The sequence below is a fragment of the Paenalcaligenes sp. genome (genome assembly GCF_030152715.1).
Lineage (GTDB): Bacteria > Pseudomonadota > Gammaproteobacteria > Burkholderiales > Burkholderiaceae_B > Paenalcaligenes > Paenalcaligenes hermetiae.
Window position 1 is genome coordinate 41,319 of record NZ_JASLIX010000092.1, and the last position, 18,620, is coordinate 59,938.

Consider the following 18,620-nt stretch of genomic DNA (forward strand, 5'->3'; position numbering starts at 1 on the left):
AGGACAACATGGCTGAACGCTCATTTGTCGAAGAAGTCAAAAAACTACGCCTGGGAGACGGCGAGGTTTTTAGTGGGGAAGGCATTCTTGCCGTCACTAAAGCTTTGCTGGAGTCCGGTGTTTCTTATGTGGCGGGCTACCAAGGCGCCCCCATTTCTCACTTAATGGACGTATTAGCCGATGCTCAAGACATCTTGACTGATTACGGCATTCGCTTTGAGAACAGCGCATCAGAAGCCACGGCAGCAGCCTCTTTGGCAGCTTCAGTCAACTACCCCTTACGCGGAGCGGTTACCTTTAAAGCCACGGTAGGAACTAACGTAGCCTCCGATGCTTTGGCTAACTTAGCCTCTGGTGGGGTGAAAGGCGGTGCCTTAATTATTGTGGGTGAAGACTACGGCGAAGGCTCCTCTATCATGCAAGAGCGCAGTCATGCTTTTGCGATGAAGTCGCAGATTTGGATGCTTGACCCTCGCCCTAACCTACCCTGTATTGTGCAAGCGGTAAAAGACGGCTTTGACCTTTCCGAAGCCAGTAACACTCCCGTTATGCTGCAATTGCGAATTCGAGCCTGTCATGTACATGGCCAGTTCGTGGCGTCGGACAACAAACGTGCTAAGTTCTCCTTAAAAGAAGCCATGGAGCAACCTGAACGCGACATTGATCGCATTGTGTTGCCCCCCGCTAGCTTCCTGCACGAAAAAGAAAAAATTGAACAACGCTGGCCAGCAGCGATTCGCTTTATCGAAGAACGCCAGCTCAACGAGTTCTTTGGTGATGACAACGAGGATATTGGCTTAATTGTTCAGGGTGGTGGCTATAACAGTGTCATCCGTGCCTTAGAGCATTTAGGTTTAGCTGATGTATTTGGCGAATCCAAAATCCCGCTCTATGTGATGAACGTCGCCTATCCGCTCATTGATTCTGAGCTGATTAAATTCTGCGAGGGCAAGCGCGCCGTCTTGGTGTTAGAAGAAGGACAACCTAACTTTGTTGAGCAAAATATCACCGCGATTTTAAATCGTCACAAATGCCAGACCGAACTACACGGTAAAGACTTCTTACCCATGGCAGGTGAATACAACACCCAAACAATGCTCAAAGGGATTCGAGCATTCTTAGAACACTATGGCCGCATTGAACCCTTACCGGCTCCAAAACCCACTGTGGTGCCACGCGTAGAAGATAACAAACGCAAGGTTGAAGTCAGTGACTTAAGTCAAGCGGTAGAAGCTGCAGAGGTCAAACCCATGGGTTCGTTAGATGAAAACGTCCATGCTCGTCCTCCTGGCTTTTGTACAGGCTGCCCAGAGCGTCCGATTTTTACTGCCATGAAACTGGTAGAGCGTGAGCTCGGCGAGCATCATGTCAGTGCAGATATTGGCTGTCACTTATTTTCGATTTTGCCTCCTTTTAACCTAGGTAATACCACCATGGGTTACGGGTTAGGTGGGGCCGGTGCCGCCGCACTGAATACAGATCAATCAGAAAAACGAGCCATTTCTATTATGGGCGATGGTGGCTTCTGGCATAACGGTCTAACCAGTGGTATTGCGAACGCGGTTTTTAACCAGAGCGACAACCTAACGATTGTGGTCGATAACAGCTACACCGCCGCAACGGGGGGGCAGGATATTCTCTCCTCTAAAGCCCAGAACCCCACACGTAGCACAGGGCATTTGATTGAAAAAGCCGCCCGTGGTGTTGGCGTGAAATGGTTGCGTACCATTAAGCGCACCTATGACCTTAAAGCGATGACCGAAAGTTTACGCGAGGCCTTAACCACCAAAACCAAAGGCCCCAAAGTCATCATCGCGCAAAGCGAATGTATGCTCAACCGTCAACGTCGCGAGCGCGGTCAGGTGCGTAAAGCCATTGCGGCAGGTGAGCGTGTCGTGCGCGAACGCTTTGGGGTTGATCCCGATACATGTACTGGGGATCATTCCTGCATCCGCTTGTCTGGCTGTCCTTCCTTATCAATTCGCCCCAACCCGGATGCCTTACGCACAGATCCCGTGGCGACAGTGATGAATAGCTGCGTAGGCTGTGGCTTATGTGGTGAAGTGTCTCATGCCGCGATTTTGTGCCCTTCTTTTTATCGTGCCCAAATCATCAGTAACCCAACCGGCATGGACAAATTCCGTGAAAAATTACGCCGTGGGATTATTGGCTGGTTTCAGCGCCGTAGCGCTGCCAAACGTGAACAATACGCATTCTAATACGCTAGAGGTCTAACGCAATGCAAGCAAAACCAATCAAAATTGCCATTTTAGCGATGGGGGGTGAAGGCGGTGGCGTATTAGCCAACTGGATTGTCGCCCTCGGTGAGCATAACGGTTACATCGCTCAAACCACCTCGGTGCCCGGGGTGGCCCAGCGTACAGGTGCCACTATTTATTACGTAGAGCTTTTCCCAAAAAGCCAAATTAAAGGGGATAAAGCTCCAGTTTTAGCCCTAATGCCGATGCCTGGCGATGTGGATGTGGTGCTTGCCTCTGAGCTAATGGAGGCAGGCCGCGCCGTACAACGGGGCTTTGTGACCCCCGACCGCACAACACTGATCACCTCTACCCATCGTGTATATTCCATTGCAGAAAAAACAGCCATGGGTGATGGTCGTGTAGATAGCGAGGCGCTCATCGAACACACCCGTGCAGCCGCCAAGAAATATATTCATTTTGATATGGCAAAAGCAGCGGAAGAAGCCGGCAGCGTGATCAGTGCTGTACTTTTTGGCGCACTCTCTGCCTCTGGTGTTCTACCTTTTAGCCGCGAACAGTTTGAGCAAACCATTGAGCGCGGCGGGGTCGGGGTAAAACCAAGTTTACGCGCTTTTGCCAATGCCTACCGCCGTGTAGGTAATGAGGGAGCTGCCGATGAACAAACCGATGCCAAAATCCGCGACCTGAGCCAAATCAACCCTAAGCACCCTAAAGTTGCCGCTTTAGTCAACCAAGTGCGTCAGCAATTCCCCGAAGACAGTCAAGCCATTATTGTGGAAGGGGTACGGCGCCTGATTGATTTCCAAGATGTGGACTATGCCCAGCTTTATGTGCAACGTCTTTTACAAGTTCAGCAAAAAGCACATGCGGATGACACCGCACTCCTTCGCGAAACCGGACGCTATTTAGCCTTGTGGATGTCATTTGAAGACGCCATCCGTGTTGCCGAGCTCAAAACCCGTAGCAGTCGTTTTGAGCGCGTACAGGATGAAGTCAAGCTCGCTGATGGTCAAATTCTCACCATCAATGAATACATGCACCCCCGCGTCGAGGAAATTAGTGAAATCCTTCCCTGTACGAAGCTAGGACGCTGGTTGCTGAAGCCAAGCTCATGGGGGCATAAGCTATTACGTAAGTTCACTCAAGAAGGTCGCGTGATTCAAACCAGCTCCCTGCGTGGCTTTTTGATGTTGCATACACTTGGTGGTCTCAAGCGCTGGCGTCGTAAAACCCTACGCTACCAGGTGGAGCAAGAGCGTATTGAAAAATGGTTAGCGCGTATTGAGCAAAATGCGGGGCCCCACCCAGCACTAGCCTTAGAAATTGCTCGAACTCAGCGTCTGGTCAAGGGATACGGCGATACGCATTTACGTGGTCTTAAAAACTTCCATACGGTGATGGAAGCCTTAGATCGCCACCAAAATCGTATTTCTCCCAATATCTTACAAGCCCTGCGAGATGCGGCATTAGCTGATGAGCAAGGCAAAGAGTTAGACAAAACGCTCAAAGCACATGCTTTGGCTTAACCCCTGAGGCATCTTATGGTTAACCATAGCTCACAATTGCTTCACTACTAAACTATTTATAGTAGAATACATTTTAAAGCAATGGAACAATGACAGCGGAATAATCCTTACTTATGGTTAACCATTTTGGTGTGTAAAAGCACCAAAATGCACAGGAATACGAATCATGAAGCAAAACGCAGCGACACATGACGAGGTACTAGAACAAAACCAAGACAGTGGCTACGAAGGGCGTATTGGTCCTAAAGACCCAGCGAGTCTACGTTTATGGCTCCGCCTTATGACATGTACCAAACAAATCGAAGACGAAATCCGCCGTCGCCTAAGAAGTAATTTTGATATTTCTCTGGCTCGATTTGACTACATGGCTCAGCTCTACCGTTACCCGGATGGTCTCAAAATGGGCGAGCTTTCTCGCTACTTAATGGTCACAGGGGGTAACGTCACTGGCTTAACCGATGAGCTCTCTCGCGAAGGACTAGTCTCTCGTCAAAGCAGTCCCACTGACCGCCGCGCTTGGCTTTTACGTTTAACCCCTAAAGGCAAAAGCACTTTCGAACAAATGGCAAAACAACACAATCAATGGATTGCGGAGCTTTTCGAAGGGTTGGATCACGACGCTATCGACAGCGTACACCAACATTTAGGGCAATTACGTGTGCATTTATTGAGCGTCATCAAATAAAGCACACCTAAAAACATGATAAAGCTTTGGTTTGGGTTTGCACTTCCTGTTTGCTTGACCCAAACCTTGATTAACTAAAGTGCAAACAGCGCTTCACGTTGTAAAGGTAAATGCATGGGATCAAAGCTGTACACAACTGAACATCGTATTCGTTTTTCTGAATGCGATCCGGCTGGCATTGTTTTTTATCCGCAATATTTTGTGTTGTTTAACGACCTCATGGAGCAATGGATTGATTCCATGATCCCCGAAGGGTTTAGCGGCCTCATTGCTCATAAAAAAGTGGGTATGCCAACCGTTCACCTCGAAGCCGATTTTCGCTCTATCAGCCAAATGGGTGATGATGTCGTTCTCAGTATCGGGGTGAAACACATCGGTAGCCGCTCCTTACAGTTGCGACTGCAATGTGTAGGTAAAGATGGTGTGTTACGTATGGAAGTGCAGCAGGTGATTGTGACCACCTCTCTGGTAACCCACCAAGCGATCGAGGTGCCTGAGTTTCTTCGTGAGCCAATGCAGCAGTATTTATTGCCTGCCGAAGAAGCCTTGGCCAACTAGGACATCACTTGGACACAAAGCAGGATACCAAGTCATTTTTTAGGTTTTTACTTTACCTAAATACTTTACTTGTATACTATTTATCAATAAATATACTGACTTGAATACATCAAGTCCGTAACATAACCATACGGGAAAGCTATGAAAATCGTATGTATTGGTGGAGGCCCAGCTGGCCTATATTTTGGTCTGCTGATGAAGTTACAAAACCCCGACAATGACATCGTGGTCGTTGAGCGTAACCGTCCTTATGACACGTTCGGCTGGGGTGTGGTGTTTTCTGATGCCACAATGGAAAACTTGCGTCAAGCAGATCCTGTATCCGCGCAGACAATTGGTGATGCGTTTAACCATTGGGATGACATTGAAACGCATTTTAAAGGCCGTGCTATTCGTAGCAAAGGCCACGGCTTTATTGGCATTGGGCGTAAAAAACTTCTCAATATTCTTCAGGCTCGCTGTGAAGAGGTAGGTGTAGAACTCGTTTTCGAAACCAACGTTGAAGATGAAATCGAGGTCGCTCGCAAATACAATGCCGATCTGGTCATTGCCTCAGACGGTATCAATAGCCGTATACGTAATAAATACCCTGAAAGCTACCAACCAGATATTGATGAACGTAACTGTCGCTTTGTGTGGCTCGGTACCAAAAAAGTCTTCGATGCGTTTAACTTTATTTTTGTAGAAAACGAGCATGGCTGGTTCCAAGCTCATGCTTATCGCTTTGAGGATGGTCTCTCTACTTTTATTGTCGAAACCCCCAACGAAACCTGGGAAAAGGCCGGCATTGAAAACATGAGCCAAGAAGAAGGCATTAAGTACTGCGAAGCACTTTTTGCCCCTTACTTAGACGGTAACGAACTAATCAGTAACGCCTCGCACTTACGCGGCTCAGCCATTTGGATTCGCTTCCCTCGCGTCATTTGTAATAATTGGGTGCACTGGGCTGATGTGGATAACAAAAAAGTCCCATTTGTACTGATGGGTGACGCCGCCCATACCGCTCACTTCTCCATTGGCTCGGGTACAAAACTGGCCTTAGAGGACGCAATCTCTCTTGCGGAGCACCTTAAAAATGATGCCACGTTAGAACAAGCCCTAGAAGAGTACAGCGCCGCCCGCAGTGTAGACGTGCTTCGTATTCAAAATGCCGCTCGCAACTCCACGGAGTGGTTTGAGAACGTAGCCCGCTATGCGCATATGGAGCCAGAGCAGTTTACGTACTCAATGCTCACACGCTCGCAGCGTATTTCTCACGAAAATCTACGTCTACGCGATGCCGAAGGCATTGAGCAGTTTGAGCGCTGGTTCGCTCAGCAAGCCGGCATGACGCTATCCGCAGAACAAACTCCACCACCGCCGATGTTCACGCCCTATGCGCTGCGTGATATGAAACTCAAAAACCGTATCGTTTTTGCTCCAACTCTCATGTACAGCGCCGAGAACGGTGTGGTGAATGCGTTCCATCAAAATCACTATAGTGCTCGCGCTCTAGGCGGTGCAGCCCTTGTCATGGCAGAAATGACAGCGGTTACCCCCGAGGGTCGCGTCACCCCTGGCTGCGCCGGTTTATGGAACGACGAGCAAATGACAGCTTGGCGTGAGGTGGTTCAGCAAGTACAACAAAATGGCGCATGTATGGGCATCCAGCTCGGACATGCAGGTCGCCGAGGCTCCACACAACGCGGCTGGGAAAACGTAAATAAACCACTGCAATCTGACAACTGGGATCTGCTCTCGGCCTCAGCTATTGCCTATGACCAAGACAGTGCCACCCCTGCCGCGATCACTCGCGAGCAAATGGATACCATTCGTGATGCTTTTGTCGCCGCTACCCAACGTGCGGACCAAGCTGGCTTTGACTGTATTGAGCTTCAAGCGGCACATGGCTATTTGCTTTCTAGCTTTATTTCGCCCTTAACCAACCAGCGTACAGACGAATTTGGCGGCAGTTTAGAAAACCGCATGAAATTCCCCTTAGAGGTCTTTACAGCCATGCGCGCGGTTTGGCCAGAAAATAAACCCATGTTCGTGCGCATCTCTGCCACAGACTGGGCAGAGGGTGGAACTACCGTGGATGAAGCCGTCGAAATTGCACGCTTATTCAAAGCCGCCGGAGCGGATCTCATTGATGTTTCCAGCGGCGAGGTCGTCAAAGCACAAAAACCCATTTATGGTCGCATGTTCCAAACCCCTTTTGCGGATCGCGTGCGTAACGAGGCCGGCATTGCTACCATGGCAGTAGGCGCCATCTTAGAAGCCGACCATGCCAACAGCATTATCGCTGCCGGTCGCGCTGACCTATGTGCGCTATCTCGTGGGTTCCTCGCCAATCCAAACTGGCCCTTACACGAGGCCGCTAAGCTTGGTTATCACCAGGTCGCTTGGCCAAAACAATATCAGTGGGGTCAAGACTGGTTGGAACGTAATGAAAACCGCCCTGTCTTACAAGGCTAAAGGAGACAACCATGACAACCGAACGTTATGACATCTACAAAGAGGACGTAGCGGGTCGTGCTAATGTCAGCGACACCCCTGAGCTTGTCCAATACTATAAAGACCTCGAAAAGTTTGAAGCCGGGGCTCTGTGGAACGTAGCCAATAAAATCGAGCCGTGGGAACCCAAGTCCCAGTCTGTTCCTGTTTTGTGGCGCTATCAGGATCTGCGTGAGTACGTATTGCGCTCTGTGGATTTAGTAACCCCTGAACAAGCGGGTCGCCGTGTGATTTATCTTAATAATCCAGGGCGCCAAGATGTGTCGGCAGCCGTAGGCTGGCTCTATTCTGGATTGCAGGTGATGCATCCTGGCGAAGCTGCTTCCGCTCACTCACACTCCTCTTCCGCACTACGTTTCATTATGGAAGGCTCTGGTGCCTATACCGTTGTAGACGGTCACAAGATGACCTTAGGCGCCAATGACTTTGTCTTAACGCCAAATGGGGCGTGGCATGAGCATGGTGTCAGTGAGGACGGCACCACCTGCATCTGGCAAGACGGCCTAGACATCCCCTTTGTCAATGCCATGGAAGCCGGCTTTTACGCTGTCCACCCCGACTTATCACAAGCGGTCACCTTTCCTGTGAATGATGCTTCCCATATTTGGGGGAACCCGGGCTTAAAACCTGTGCTACATGACTGGCAAAAACCCTACTCCCCACTCTTGAAATATGAGTGGGAGCCCACCTACGAAGCCTTATCGCGTTATGCCAAAGTCACCGATGGCAGCCCCTATGATGGCATTATCATGGACTACACCAACCCCTTAACGGGTGGTCCCGTCATGGCAACCATGGGTGCAAGCATGCAAATGCTGCGGCCCGGCGAACACACCAAAGCACACCGCCACACAGGTAGCATCATCTACCAAGTGGCCAAAGGTCATGGTTACTCCATCATCAATGGCAAACGCTTTGATTGGCGCGAGCGCGATATCTTCTGCGTACCCTCTTGGATGTTCCACGAACACGTTAACGGGTCCAGCAGCGATGATGCGTGCTTGTTCTCATTCCACGATCTACCTGTGATGCGTGCGCTCAACCTCTATTACGAAGAAGCGCTCGCAGATAATGATGGTCACCAGATCATCACCGAATAATTCATGAATCCGATGTGTTGCCTCGGCAACATATCTTGCTACTCTTGGAGATAAAAATGCGTCTTGTTACTTATCGCAGCGAAGTTGCTGCTGCTGGCCGCTTAGGTGCTATTGTTGGCGATCTCGTCGTTGACTTATTCGAGTTTGGCTTAGCCACTGGCCACCCCCTACCCGACAACATGCTCGATTTCATCGACATGGGTCCAGCTGCGGTTAAAGCAACTAGCCGTTTGCTCGACGAGCATGCTGACGATATGCCGTTAGGCGTGGCCGTACCCTTGGCTAACGTAAAGCTTTTGGCACCTATCCCACGCCCACGTAAAAACATTTTCGGTATTGGCTTGAACTATGTAGAGCACGTTGCCGAATCCAGCCGTACTTTGGACACCTCTGCCGACTTGCCTAAAGAGCCAGTCATTTTCTCCAAGCCCCCAACCACTGTTATTGGTCCTGGCGATGCCATTGAGCACAATCGCAACATCACCCAACAAATGGACTGGGAAGTTGAGCTTGCCGTGATCATGGGCACACGAGCACAACGTGTCAGCAAAGAAGAGGCGCTGAAATACGTCTTTGGCTACAGCGTCATGATTGACGTTAGCGCGCGCGACTGTCGTCGTGCTGGTCAGTGGATTTACTCCAAGGGCCAAGACACCTACGCTCCCTTTGGTCCTGTGATCGTAACCGCCGATGAGATCACCGATCCACACAACCTGAATCTGAGCCTCACCCTAAACGGTGTGACCAAGCAAAGCTCCAACACCAAACATATGCTCTTTAATGTGAATGACCTTATTGCTGACATCAGCGCTGGTATCACCTTAGAGCCCGGTGACATTATTGCTACCGGTACACCTGAGGGTGTTGGGGCTGGTCGTGACCCACAAGAATGGATGTGGCCTGGCGATGTGGTCGAAGCCGTCGTCGAAGGTATCGGTACGCTACGTCACCCCATCGTGGACGTTACCCCCAAAAACTAAGGAGAACATGCATGCTTGAATTGCCAAAATTCAAGGCTGCAGCTGTTCAGACCGCGCCGGTGTTTCTTAACACCGACGCGACCGTTGAAAAAGCTTGCCGCCTGATCCATGAAGCCGCCGACAACGGTGCAAAACTGGTTGCCTTTCCTGAGGTATTCATTTCCGCTTATCCGTATTGGAGCTGGGTCATGAATCCTGTCGAGGCCAGCCCTTGGTTCGAAAAGCTGGTTTTATCCGCTATCGAAGTGCCTGGTCCGGAAATTCAAAAAATCGCTCAGGTGGCAGCTCAACGCCAAGTTAACGTAGTCATTGGCGTTAACGAACGCAACCCAAATAGTATCGCAACGCTCTATAACACCTTGGTGACCATTAACCACGAAGGCCGTATTATCGGTCGCCATCGTAAGCTTGTCCCCACCTGGGCAGAAAAGCTCACTTGGGCTCCCGGCGATGCCTCTTCCATGCGTGTACATAAGACCAACATTGGTCCATTGGGTTCGCTCGCATGTGGTGAGAACACCAACACCCTCGCGCGCTTTAGCTTGCTTGCTCAGGGCGAAATGGTACACACCGCCAACTACATTGCTCTACCGGTTGCACCTAAAGACTATGACATGGCCGAAGCGATTCGCTTACGTGCTGCTGCGCATTGTTTTGAGGGCAAGGTGTTCACTGTGATCTCTTGCTCCACCATTTCTGAAGAAATCGTGGAACTTATGAGTGCCTCACACCCTGAAGCTCGCGAACTGCTGGCTCGTAAAAATAGTGCCTTCTCAGGCATTATTGGTCCCGACGGACGTACCGTAGGTGAACCGCTCATTGATGATGAGGGGATTGCTTACGGAGATATCGATCTATCGCGCTGCATCCAGCCGCGCCAGATGCACGACGTCACTGGTCATTACAACCGCTTTGATGTGTTTAACCTCCAAGTGAACCGCCGCGCTCTGACCGCAGCGACTTTTGTCAATGACAACTTTAACGTTGATGAGCTCAATCCCGACCCAGCGGATTTTGATCCCAGCGACAACTAATGCATGACCTCTCAGGGCAATATGAAATTGCCCTGAGCCATATTTATAAAATACATAATGGAGACAGCCATGAGCAACGCGCTTAGCCTCATGATTGATGCCCTGAACAATAATCAAGTTAAGGTTATTGATCTTACCCATACACTGAACGAATCTTTTCCATCCCTACAGTTACCTGAGCAATTTGGTCAAACCGCTGGCTTTAGTATGCAACGCATCAGTCAATATGACGAAGCCGGTCCAGGCTGGTACTGGAATAACTTTACCTGTGGTGAGCATACCGGAACACACTTCGATGCACCGGCGCACTGGATTTCCGGTAAAGATCATCCCCAAGGTACGGTAGACACCATTCCTGCCGAAAACTTTATACGCCCAGCCGTCGTGGTAGATGCAACAGCAGAAGTCGCTCAAGACGACAATTGGATACTTACCCCCGAGTTTCTCCAAGCCTGGGAAGAAAAACACGGACGCATTCCTGCCCGCTCTTGGGTGTTTTTACGCACTGACTGGTCCAAACGCCTTGAAGAGCAAGGTCCAGAAGCCTACGTCAACATGAAAGAAAACGGCCCGCATACCCCTGGCCCTTCGCAAGAAGCCGTCGAATGGATGATCCACGAACGCGATGTCCATGGCTTTGGTGTAGAAACCATCAATACCGATGCAGGTCAATCTTATGCCTGGCCTGTCGCCTACCCTTGTCATACGCTAATGCATGGTGCTAACCGCTATGGCCTGCAGTGCCTGCGTAACTTAGATCAGTTACCCCCTACAGGTACTCTTATTCTCTCGGCGCCACTTAAAATCGAAGGTGGCTCAGGCAGCCCACTACGCGTACTGGCTATCGTCAACGCGTAGCAATTTTCTTATCGTACATCCGCATTTTTTGCCCCTTGTCCTAAGGGGCTTTTTTTATGCCTAAAGCTCTAATGGTTTTCCATTACATTCTCAAGAATATATTGATTACTAAACTATTCACTACTAGAATACATCACATATTAATAACGATTTTCAGTGATGAGGCTTTCTGCCCAAAGCCACAGTCATCAAGCTGACGGAGACAACCCATCGGGAAGGCATGCTGCCGCCCAGAGATGGAAAATAGCCTATGGTTGTGGTTATGCGTCTGCCCCTCATCACCCAGACCGGAAGGCTTACGATGCAAACATTTGACCTCCTTATTCAAGAAATCCGTGATGTATCCCCACTCATTCGCGAGTTTGTTTTAACTGCAAACACCAACACGGCACTTCCTCCCATACAGCCTGGCGCTCACTTACAAGTTCAAATTCCTGAACTAAATGACCACCGCTGTTACTCATTAATTGTCACAGAGCCAGACTACAACTGGCATGCTTCCCCCCAGCAATACCGCTTAGGTGTACGTCTGGAAGAAAATAGCAAAGGGGGCTCCCTGTTTATGCATCAACGCCAAGTCGGTGATGTCTTAACAGTCAAAGGACCCGTCAATGATTTTCCTTTAGCCGAAGCCCAACCGGATGAAAAGCCCATCGTATTAATTGCTGGTGGCATTGGCATTACCCCTATTGCCAGTATGGCACACGCGCTCACACAACAAGGCCGTTCCTGTACGCTTCATTACAGTGCGCGCAGCACAGAACAACTGGCTTTTGCTGATGAGCTGCGCTCGCTACTTGGGGAACAACTGCACTGCTACACCAACGATCACCACGCATTAGACTTATCGACACTTTTTGATGGCTTAAGCCCTGATCAACATATTTATGTTTGCGGTCCGCAAGGCATGATTGATGCGGTCATTGCACTAGCTAAAGACCGTGGCTGGCCCCGCTGTCATATCCATTTCGAGCTTTTCATAACCGCTGCACCGGTTGCGGGCGACCAACCCTTTGAAGTAGAACTGCGCCAGTCTGGGCTGAGCTTTGTAGTTCCTGCAGATAAAACCATCATCGATGTGCTCGAAGAAGCGGGTGAGGATCCGATGTATGACTGCAAACGGGGCGAATGTGGGGTCTGTACGGTAGATGTACTCGAAGGCATTCCGGATCACCGTGATTACTTTTTAACCGACAAAGAAAAAGCCAGCGGCAAAGTCATGCAGATCTGTATTTCTCGCGCAAAATCTCAAAAACTTGTTCTCGATATGTAAGGTGCTTGCCATGAATCTTTATCGCAATAATCCAGATGCTATCCGTCAATTGGTCCGCGACACAGAAGTCCACAAAGACCTCTACATTAACGAGGAATTGTTCCAGCTTGAAATGGAACAACTCTTTGCCAATACGTGGGTGTATGTGGGCCACGCTAGCCAAATCCCTAATAAAGGAGATTACTTCACCACCACGGTCGGCACCGAAGAAGTCATTATGGTACGGCACAGCGATAACAGCATTAAAGTGCTGTATAACCGCTGTCCCCATAAAGGCGTCAAAGTCGCTGGTGAAACCTGTGGGAATACAGGCAAATTTTTCCGCTGTCCTTATCACGCATGGACCTTTCGCACCGACGGGCGTTTACTTGCCATCCCTCTTAAAAAAGGCTACGAGGACACCGGCTTTGAATGTTCTGAAGCCAGCCGCGGCATGGCGGCAGTAGAAAACGTGATGGTCTATCGCGACTTTGTCTTCTGTCGTTTAAGTGCGGAAGGAGAAAGTTTTGAGGACTTTTTCGGCGAGTCCTTGTCAACGATCGATAATATGGTTGACCGCTCACCTGAGGGCAAACTGGAAATTGCCGGTGGTGTAATGCGCTACATGCACCACTGTAACTGGAAAATGCTGGTAGATAACCAAACCGATACCTGTCACCCAATGGTTGCGCACGAGTCCTCGGCGGGCACCGCCGTCAAAGTTTGGGAAAATGCGCCAGAAGGCACGCCCAAACCCATGGCAGTTGAGCTTTTTGCTCCTTTTATGTCCCCTTACGAATTCTTTGAAAACATGGGGATTCGCGTCTGGGAAAACGGTCATGGCCATACAGGGGTTGCAGACTCCATTCATGCGGAATACTCCGATATTGACGGTTATTGGGACCAAATGGTTGCTGCGTATGGCGAAGAGCGCACCAAAGAAATCCTCGGTGATGTACGTCATAACACCGTGTACTTTCCTAACATCATGATCAAAGGCCCAATCCAAACCCTACGTATTTTTAAGCCCATTGCCGTAGACAAAACCTTAGTGGAGTCATGGACCTTCCGTTTAGTCGGCGCCCCCGACAAGCTCTTAGAGCGTACGCTCATGTATAACCGTCTCATCAACGCCCCCACCTCTGTGGTTGGCCATGATGACCTAGAGATGTACGAGCGCGCCCAACAAGCCCTAAAAAGTCGCGGACGCGACTGGCTAAATGTGGGTCGACTGTATGACCCCGCTGAAAAAGAACAAAAAAATGTGGTTATTAATGGCACCAGCGAAATGCAAATGCGAGCTCAGTTCCGAGCGTGGTTGAAATACATGGGCATTGACGCCTAAACCTATAGCTCATTGATAGAAAGGACGCATCATGACACAACTTACCGCTCAAGATTTAATTGATTTTGTCTACCACGAAGCCGACCTGCTCGATGAACAACGTTTTGACGAGTGGCTCGATTTATTTACCGATGACGGCTACTACTGGATGCCGCTCGCGCACGGACAAACCGACCCCATTTTGCACGCCTCTTTACTCTACGAAGACAAGCTTTTGCTTCAGGTTCGTATTGAGCGTCTTGCTGGGCAACGTACCTTTTCGCAGCAACCTAAAAGCCGCTGCCACCATCTGCTACAACAGCCTCGCGTCATTCACTTTGATCCCAACGCCAAAGAGCATCAAGTACGCACTGCTTTTCACTACACCGAAACCCGAGGTGATGAACAAACCTTTTATGTTGGCTGGGCAACGCATCACCTTGTCCAAGATAACGGCCAACTGCGCATCAAACTCAAACGCGTCGATTTACTTAACTGCGATGCCCCCTTTGGCAACATTCAGCTGTTTATGTAGGAGAACACTGTGGGACAAACCATTTACGCCGCCTTTAAACAAAGCGCTCAGCAGTGGCCTGATCATGATTTTATGTTGGTGCTTCCGGAAACGGCTGATATCTATGGCATCGAGGCAGGCCCTATCCGCTACGCCCAAGCCCAAGCCCAAATTGATCAACTCGCCGAACAATATCAAAAAGCAGGCTATGGTCATGGCCATCGTGTAGGCATGCTTTTAGAAAATCGCCCTGCTTTTTTCTTACATTGGCTAGCGCTCAATAAGCTAGGGGCATCCATTGTGCCCATTAATCCAGATCTACGCGCAGCCGAGCTTGAATACCTGATCGGGCACTCAGAAATGATCTTAGCGGTGGCTACCTCTAATCGTCATGCGGATTTACAAGACGCTGCCGCCAAAGCAAAGCAGCCCTTAGCGTTAATGACACCTGAGCAAGCGGTTCCTTCCGCTTTAAGCCCTGCTCGTCATGCCGATCAAGCCATCACCATCGATAGTGAATGTGCGCTGATGTATACCTCGGGCACAACAGGCCGTCCTAAAGGCTGCATGCTCCCAAATCAATATTTCCATGATGCAGGAGACTGGTACGCGAATGTGGGGGGGCTCGCTACCCTTTATAAGGGTCGCGAACGCATGTTAACCCCCCTTCCATTATTTCACATGAATGCGCTGGCCTTTTCCGCCATGGCAATGATTAAAACGGGGGGCTGTCTTATCGTGTTAGATCGCTTTCATCCCCGTACATGGTGGGAATCCGTGCGCAAATCCGAAGCTACGGTCGTTCACTATCTAGGGGTTATGCCAGCGATTTTAATGAAGCTCGAAGCCACTGAAAGTGATAAAAACCACTCTGTACGCTTTGGCTTTGGAGCAGGCGTGGATGGCGCGCTGCATCAACCTTTTGAGGCGCGTTTTGGCTTTCCGCTGCTCGAGGCTTGGGCCATGACCGAAACCGGTGCAGGCGCATGTATTATTGCCAACGAAGAACCACGCTTTATCGGTACCAACTGCTTTGGTAAAGAAAGTGATCAAGTTGAGGTGCGACTCGTTGATGACGAGGGTAACCCTGTGGCCAATGGGGTAGATGGCGAGCTTCTCGTTCGTCACGCTGGACCAAATCCACGCCGTGGCTTTTTTGCTGGCTACTGGAAAGACCAAGCCGCAACTGAAGAAGCCTGGGCCAATGGCTGGTTTCACACGGGCGATATTGTACGCCGTGATGAGCAAGGTTATCTTCACTTCATTGACCGTAAACGAAATGTGATCCGTCGTAGTGGCGAAAACATTGCGGCCGTCGAAGTCGAAAATGTCATGCAACAATATGCAGCGATCCGTTCTATTGCTGTAGCGGCGGTTCCGGATGCAATTCGCGGTGACGAGGTGATGGCGCTTATTGTTCCTAATAAGCCCGTAGACAGTCACGCCGCCAAAGCACAATTGGCTACAGAAATTGTGCAATGGGGGCTCACGCAGTTAGCTTACTTTAAAGTACCCGGCTACATTGCTTTTGTTGACCAGCTTCCCCTCACTTCGACCAACAAAATCCAACGGGGTGAATTAAAAACACTTGCCCTATCACTGCTTGAGCACCCTGACTGTATCGATACCACTCACTTAAAAAAACGGCAGGAGGTTTAATGGTTACCCGCTCTGCTTATCGTGATGTGGTACTGGTTTGCCCCGTAACCATTCCTTATGTTCGCTTTTCCGAACAAAGCGCCCACCGTTGGCTAGGTACCGCCTTAAAACAGCTCCTTAGCCACAGTGGTTTACAGAAATCGGATATTGATGGCGTATGTGTATCAAGCTTCACCTTAGGTAATGATACCGCTGTGGGCTTAATGCAGCATTTTCAAATGAGCCCACGCTGGTTAGACCATATTCCGATGGGGGGAGCGAGCGGCGTTGTAGCCCTACGTCGGGCGGCACGAGCGGTGCAATGCGGTGATGCCACCGTCGTCGCCTGCATTGCGGGCGACACCAACCATCGTGATTCCTTCAAACACACCGTAAGTGCTTTTTCACGCTTTTCTCAGGACGCGGTCTACCCCTATGGTGCAGCAGGGCCCAATGGTAGCTTTGCCCTGCTCACCGATTACTATATGCGCCACTACGGGGCAACACGAGAGGACTTTGGTAAATTATGCGTCGCGCAGCGTGACAATGCTTTACGCAACCCACACGCTCTTATGAAAAAACCGCTCAGCCTAGAACAATATCTAGCTGCACGCCCCATTGCCGAGCCTATCCATTTATTTGACTGTGTTATGCCTTGCGCAGGCGCTGAAGGCTATTTAGTCATGCCTAAAGAGCTAGCTCAACGTCTGGACCTGCCTTTTGTTGAAATTCTCAGCACAATTGAACGCCATAATGCCTTTCCAGAAGACCCTGTCCAATATCGAGGCGGTTGGGCTATGGATGTGGATGAGCTCTATGACATGGCGCAGGTCACACCACAAGAGATCGATTTTTTAGAAACGTATGACGATTACCCCGTCATTAACGTATTGCAGTTTGAGGACCTGGGCTTTTGCGCCAAAGGACATGGCCCGCAATTTATCCGCGATCACACTTTTACCATTGATGGCAGTTTTCCTTTTAATACCTCTGGCGGCCAGCTTTCGGTTGGTCAGGCCGGTGCCGCGGGCGGCTATTTAGGGCTCGTTCAAGCTTTACGTCAGCTCACTCATACCGCTCAAGCCACCCAAGTCGACAATGCCCGCATCGGTATGGTATCGGGTTTTGGCATGATTAACTACGACCGCGGTATTTGTACAGCCGCTACCATTTTAAAACGAGGTGATGCATGACACCGTCTTTACCTCCTAGCACGCGCAGCCCTGCTGCTGCAGGGCTAAGCCAAGCCGCCCAAAAACAACAGTTTGCCTTACAGGTTTGTAGTGAATGCCAAACGGTGCAATACCCCCCTCGGGATGTTTGTGCTCATTGCCTAGGGGATGCTTTGCCTTGGCAGCCCGTATCGCCATACGCCACGCTTATGGCCTCTACCACCTTACACCATAGTAATGAACCTTACTTTCAAGAAAAACTGCCCTGGCGTATCGGTACTGTTCAGTTAGACTGTGGTCCGGTTGCCATCGCGCACCTCTCTGCATCTTTACAAAGCGGTGACCGCGTCTGCGTCTCTTTAGAACTGGATCCCGCCGGTGTAGGTGTATTAGTCGCTCACCCCTTATCGCAAACACGTCATCAGGAGACCCAACCATGACAACTCCGTATACCGTCGTCATAACAGGAGGCAGCGCTGGCATTGGTGCCGATCTATGCCAACACTATCTTCAACAAGGTTATACCGTCATTTCTTTGGCACGTAAAACGCTAGACCACCAGCACGAGCGCTTAGTGCAAATGCAAGTCGACCTACTGGATGAGACTGCCACCGCACAAGCAGCAGCGACAATTGCCGCCAATTATTCCGTTACACATTTTGTGCATAATGCGGGGGTGATTTGGCCCAACCTGATTGATGAAGTGCAAATTGACGAACTACAAGGTCTTACCCAAATTCATTTAGGTGCAGCTATTCAAATCATGCAAGCGATTTTGCCTGCTATGCGTCAACAACAATTTGGGCGCGTTGTATTGATGTCTTCACGGGGTGCTTTAGGTTTACAAACGCGCACTGCCTACTCTGCTACCAAAGCCGGTATGATCGGGATGGCTCGCACGTGGGCATTAGAATTGGCTGACCAAGGCATTACCGTTAATGTGGTAGCCCCTGGTCCTATTCAAACCCCTATGTTTTATGACGTGGTCGAAGCCGGTAGTGAACGAGAAAAACAACTCGCCGCCAATATACCCGTAAAACGTCTAGGCCGTGTCGATGACATCACACGCGCTGTCAGTTTTTTTACTGATCCAGATAACAGTTTTATCACTGGACAAACCTTATATGTTTGCGGGGGAGCCAGCGTGGGCACCCTCACTATTTAACCCGATTAAGGGTTATTTTCTATTTACGTGGATTTGTTAACAATTAAACTATTTAGAACAAAAACATTCCACTTAAAAGGCGTGATAATCACGCCT

At 49.8% G+C, this 18,620-nt stretch carries 16 protein-coding genes; all 16 read left to right on the plus strand.

Annotation, left to right across the window (positions count from 1 at the left end):
* The first annotated feature begins 8 nt into the window (after window positions 1-8).
* The 16 genes from Q1V74_RS07505 to Q1V74_RS07580 all read left to right on the plus strand — a co-directional run bounded on the left by Q1V74_RS07505 (window position 9) and on the right by Q1V74_RS07580 (window position 18,524).
* The gene (locus tag Q1V74_RS07505; protein WP_300647775.1) at window positions 9-2,219 is read left to right on the plus strand and encodes an indolepyruvate ferredoxin oxidoreductase subunit alpha; all 2,211 of its coding nucleotides are present in this window, start codon (window positions 9-11) and stop codon (window positions 2,217-2,219) included.
* Between the two features lie 20 nt (window positions 2,220-2,239).
* On the plus strand, window positions 2,240-3,748 hold the full coding sequence (locus Q1V74_RS07510) for an indolepyruvate oxidoreductase subunit beta family protein (protein WP_300647776.1): 1,509 nt from the start codon (window positions 2,240-2,242) through the stop codon (window positions 3,746-3,748).
* A gap of 166 nt (window positions 3,749-3,914) precedes the next feature.
* Window positions 3,915-4,433 carry a MarR family transcriptional regulator gene (locus Q1V74_RS07515; protein WP_260650277.1) on the plus strand — a complete coding sequence of 173 codons (519 nt, stop codon included), beginning with the start codon at window positions 3,915-3,917 and terminating at the stop codon, window positions 4,431-4,433.
* Window positions 4,434-4,547: 114 nt separating this feature from the next.
* Complete coding sequence (locus Q1V74_RS07520) at window positions 4,548-4,991, plus strand: thioesterase family protein (protein ID WP_300647777.1); 444 nt, start codon at window positions 4,548-4,550, stop codon at window positions 4,989-4,991.
* Window positions 4,992-5,132: 141 nt separating this feature from the next.
* On the plus strand, window positions 5,133-7,448 hold the full coding sequence (locus tag Q1V74_RS07525; protein WP_300647778.1) for a bifunctional salicylyl-CoA 5-hydroxylase/oxidoreductase: 2,316 nt from the start codon (window positions 5,133-5,135) through the stop codon (window positions 7,446-7,448).
* 11 nt (window positions 7,449-7,459) lie between these two features.
* A complete protein-coding gene (locus Q1V74_RS07530) occupies window positions 7,460-8,587 on the plus strand; it encodes a cupin domain-containing protein (RefSeq protein ID WP_260650280.1) in 1,128 nt (375 codons plus the stop codon).
* A 56-nt stretch (window positions 8,588-8,643) separates the two neighbouring features.
* Entirely contained in the window at window positions 8,644-9,567 is a 924-nt protein-coding gene (locus Q1V74_RS07535; protein WP_300647779.1) for a fumarylacetoacetate hydrolase family protein, read from the plus strand.
* 11 nt (window positions 9,568-9,578) lie between these two features.
* Window positions 9,579-10,601 carry a carbon-nitrogen hydrolase family protein gene (locus Q1V74_RS07540; protein ID WP_260650282.1) on the plus strand — a complete coding sequence of 341 codons (1,023 nt, stop codon included), beginning with the start codon at window positions 9,579-9,581 and terminating at the stop codon, window positions 10,599-10,601.
* Between the two features lie 69 nt (window positions 10,602-10,670).
* Window positions 10,671-11,459 carry a cyclase family protein gene (locus tag Q1V74_RS07545; RefSeq protein ID WP_300647781.1) on the plus strand — a complete coding sequence of 263 codons (789 nt, stop codon included), beginning with the start codon at window positions 10,671-10,673 and terminating at the stop codon, window positions 11,457-11,459.
* 301 nt (window positions 11,460-11,760) lie between these two features.
* Complete coding sequence (locus Q1V74_RS07550) at window positions 11,761-12,732, plus strand: PDR/VanB family oxidoreductase (protein WP_300647782.1); 972 nt, start codon at window positions 11,761-11,763, stop codon at window positions 12,730-12,732.
* A gap of 10 nt (window positions 12,733-12,742) precedes the next feature.
* A complete protein-coding gene (locus Q1V74_RS07555; RefSeq protein WP_300647783.1) occupies window positions 12,743-14,056 on the plus strand; it encodes an aromatic ring-hydroxylating dioxygenase subunit alpha in 1,314 nt (437 codons plus the stop codon).
* A gap of 31 nt (window positions 14,057-14,087) precedes the next feature.
* Window positions 14,088-14,570 carry an aromatic-ring-hydroxylating dioxygenase subunit beta gene (locus tag Q1V74_RS07560; protein WP_260650286.1) on the plus strand — a complete coding sequence of 161 codons (483 nt, stop codon included), beginning with the start codon at window positions 14,088-14,090 and terminating at the stop codon, window positions 14,568-14,570.
* 9 nt (window positions 14,571-14,579) lie between these two features.
* Entirely contained in the window at window positions 14,580-16,208 is a 1,629-nt protein-coding gene (locus Q1V74_RS07565) for an AMP-binding protein (protein WP_300647785.1), read from the plus strand.
* A complete protein-coding gene (locus Q1V74_RS07570) occupies window positions 16,208-17,380 on the plus strand; it encodes a thiolase family protein (protein WP_300647787.1) in 1,173 nt (390 codons plus the stop codon). The genes Q1V74_RS07565 and Q1V74_RS07570 overlap by 1 nt, the downstream gene beginning before the upstream one ends.
* On the plus strand, window positions 17,377-17,799 hold the full coding sequence (locus Q1V74_RS07575) for a zinc ribbon domain-containing protein (protein ID WP_300647789.1): 423 nt from the start codon (window positions 17,377-17,379) through the stop codon (window positions 17,797-17,799). The genes Q1V74_RS07570 and Q1V74_RS07575 overlap by 4 nt, the downstream gene beginning before the upstream one ends.
* Entirely contained in the window at window positions 17,796-18,524 is a 729-nt protein-coding gene (locus Q1V74_RS07580) for an SDR family oxidoreductase (RefSeq protein WP_300647790.1), read from the plus strand. The genes Q1V74_RS07575 and Q1V74_RS07580 overlap by 4 nt, the downstream gene beginning before the upstream one ends.
* Window positions 18,525-18,620: the final 96 nt, after the last annotated feature.

Excerpts from the sequence above, each read along its gene's own strand:
- Q1V74_RS07575 (WP_300647789.1), top strand. The coding sequence starts at position 17,377 with ATGACACCGTCTTTACCTCCTAGCACGCGCAGCCCTGCTGCTGCAGGG.
- Q1V74_RS07560 (WP_260650286.1), top strand. The coding sequence starts at position 14,088 with ATGACACAACTTACCGCTCAAGATTTAATTGATTTTGTCTACCACGAA.
- Q1V74_RS07515 (WP_260650277.1), top strand. The coding sequence starts at position 3,915 with ATGAAGCAAAACGCAGCGACACATGACGAGGTACTAGAACAAAACCAA.
- Q1V74_RS07545 (WP_300647781.1), top strand. The coding sequence starts at position 10,671 with ATGAGCAACGCGCTTAGCCTCATGATTGATGCCCTGAACAATAATCAA.
- Q1V74_RS07555 (WP_300647783.1), top strand. The coding sequence starts at position 12,743 with ATGAATCTTTATCGCAATAATCCAGATGCTATCCGTCAATTGGTCCGC.
- Q1V74_RS07530 (WP_260650280.1), top strand. The coding sequence starts at position 7,460 with ATGACAACCGAACGTTATGACATCTACAAAGAGGACGTAGCGGGTCGT.
- Q1V74_RS07505 (WP_300647775.1), top strand. The coding sequence starts at position 9 with ATGGCTGAACGCTCATTTGTCGAAGAAGTCAAAAAACTACGCCTGGGA.
- Q1V74_RS07550 (WP_300647782.1), top strand. The coding sequence starts at position 11,761 with ATGCAAACATTTGACCTCCTTATTCAAGAAATCCGTGATGTATCCCCA.
- Q1V74_RS07570 (WP_300647787.1), top strand. The coding sequence starts at position 16,208 with ATGGTTACCCGCTCTGCTTATCGTGATGTGGTACTGGTTTGCCCCGTA.
- Q1V74_RS07540 (WP_260650282.1), top strand. The coding sequence starts at position 9,579 with ATGCTTGAATTGCCAAAATTCAAGGCTGCAGCTGTTCAGACCGCGCCG.
- Q1V74_RS07580 (WP_300647790.1), top strand. The coding sequence starts at position 17,796 with ATGACAACTCCGTATACCGTCGTCATAACAGGAGGCAGCGCTGGCATT.
- Q1V74_RS07520 (WP_300647777.1), top strand. The coding sequence starts at position 4,548 with ATGGGATCAAAGCTGTACACAACTGAACATCGTATTCGTTTTTCTGAA.
- Q1V74_RS07510 (WP_300647776.1), top strand. The coding sequence starts at position 2,240 with ATGCAAGCAAAACCAATCAAAATTGCCATTTTAGCGATGGGGGGTGAA.
- Q1V74_RS07535 (WP_300647779.1), top strand. The coding sequence starts at position 8,644 with ATGCGTCTTGTTACTTATCGCAGCGAAGTTGCTGCTGCTGGCCGCTTA.
- Q1V74_RS07525 (WP_300647778.1), top strand. The coding sequence starts at position 5,133 with ATGAAAATCGTATGTATTGGTGGAGGCCCAGCTGGCCTATATTTTGGT.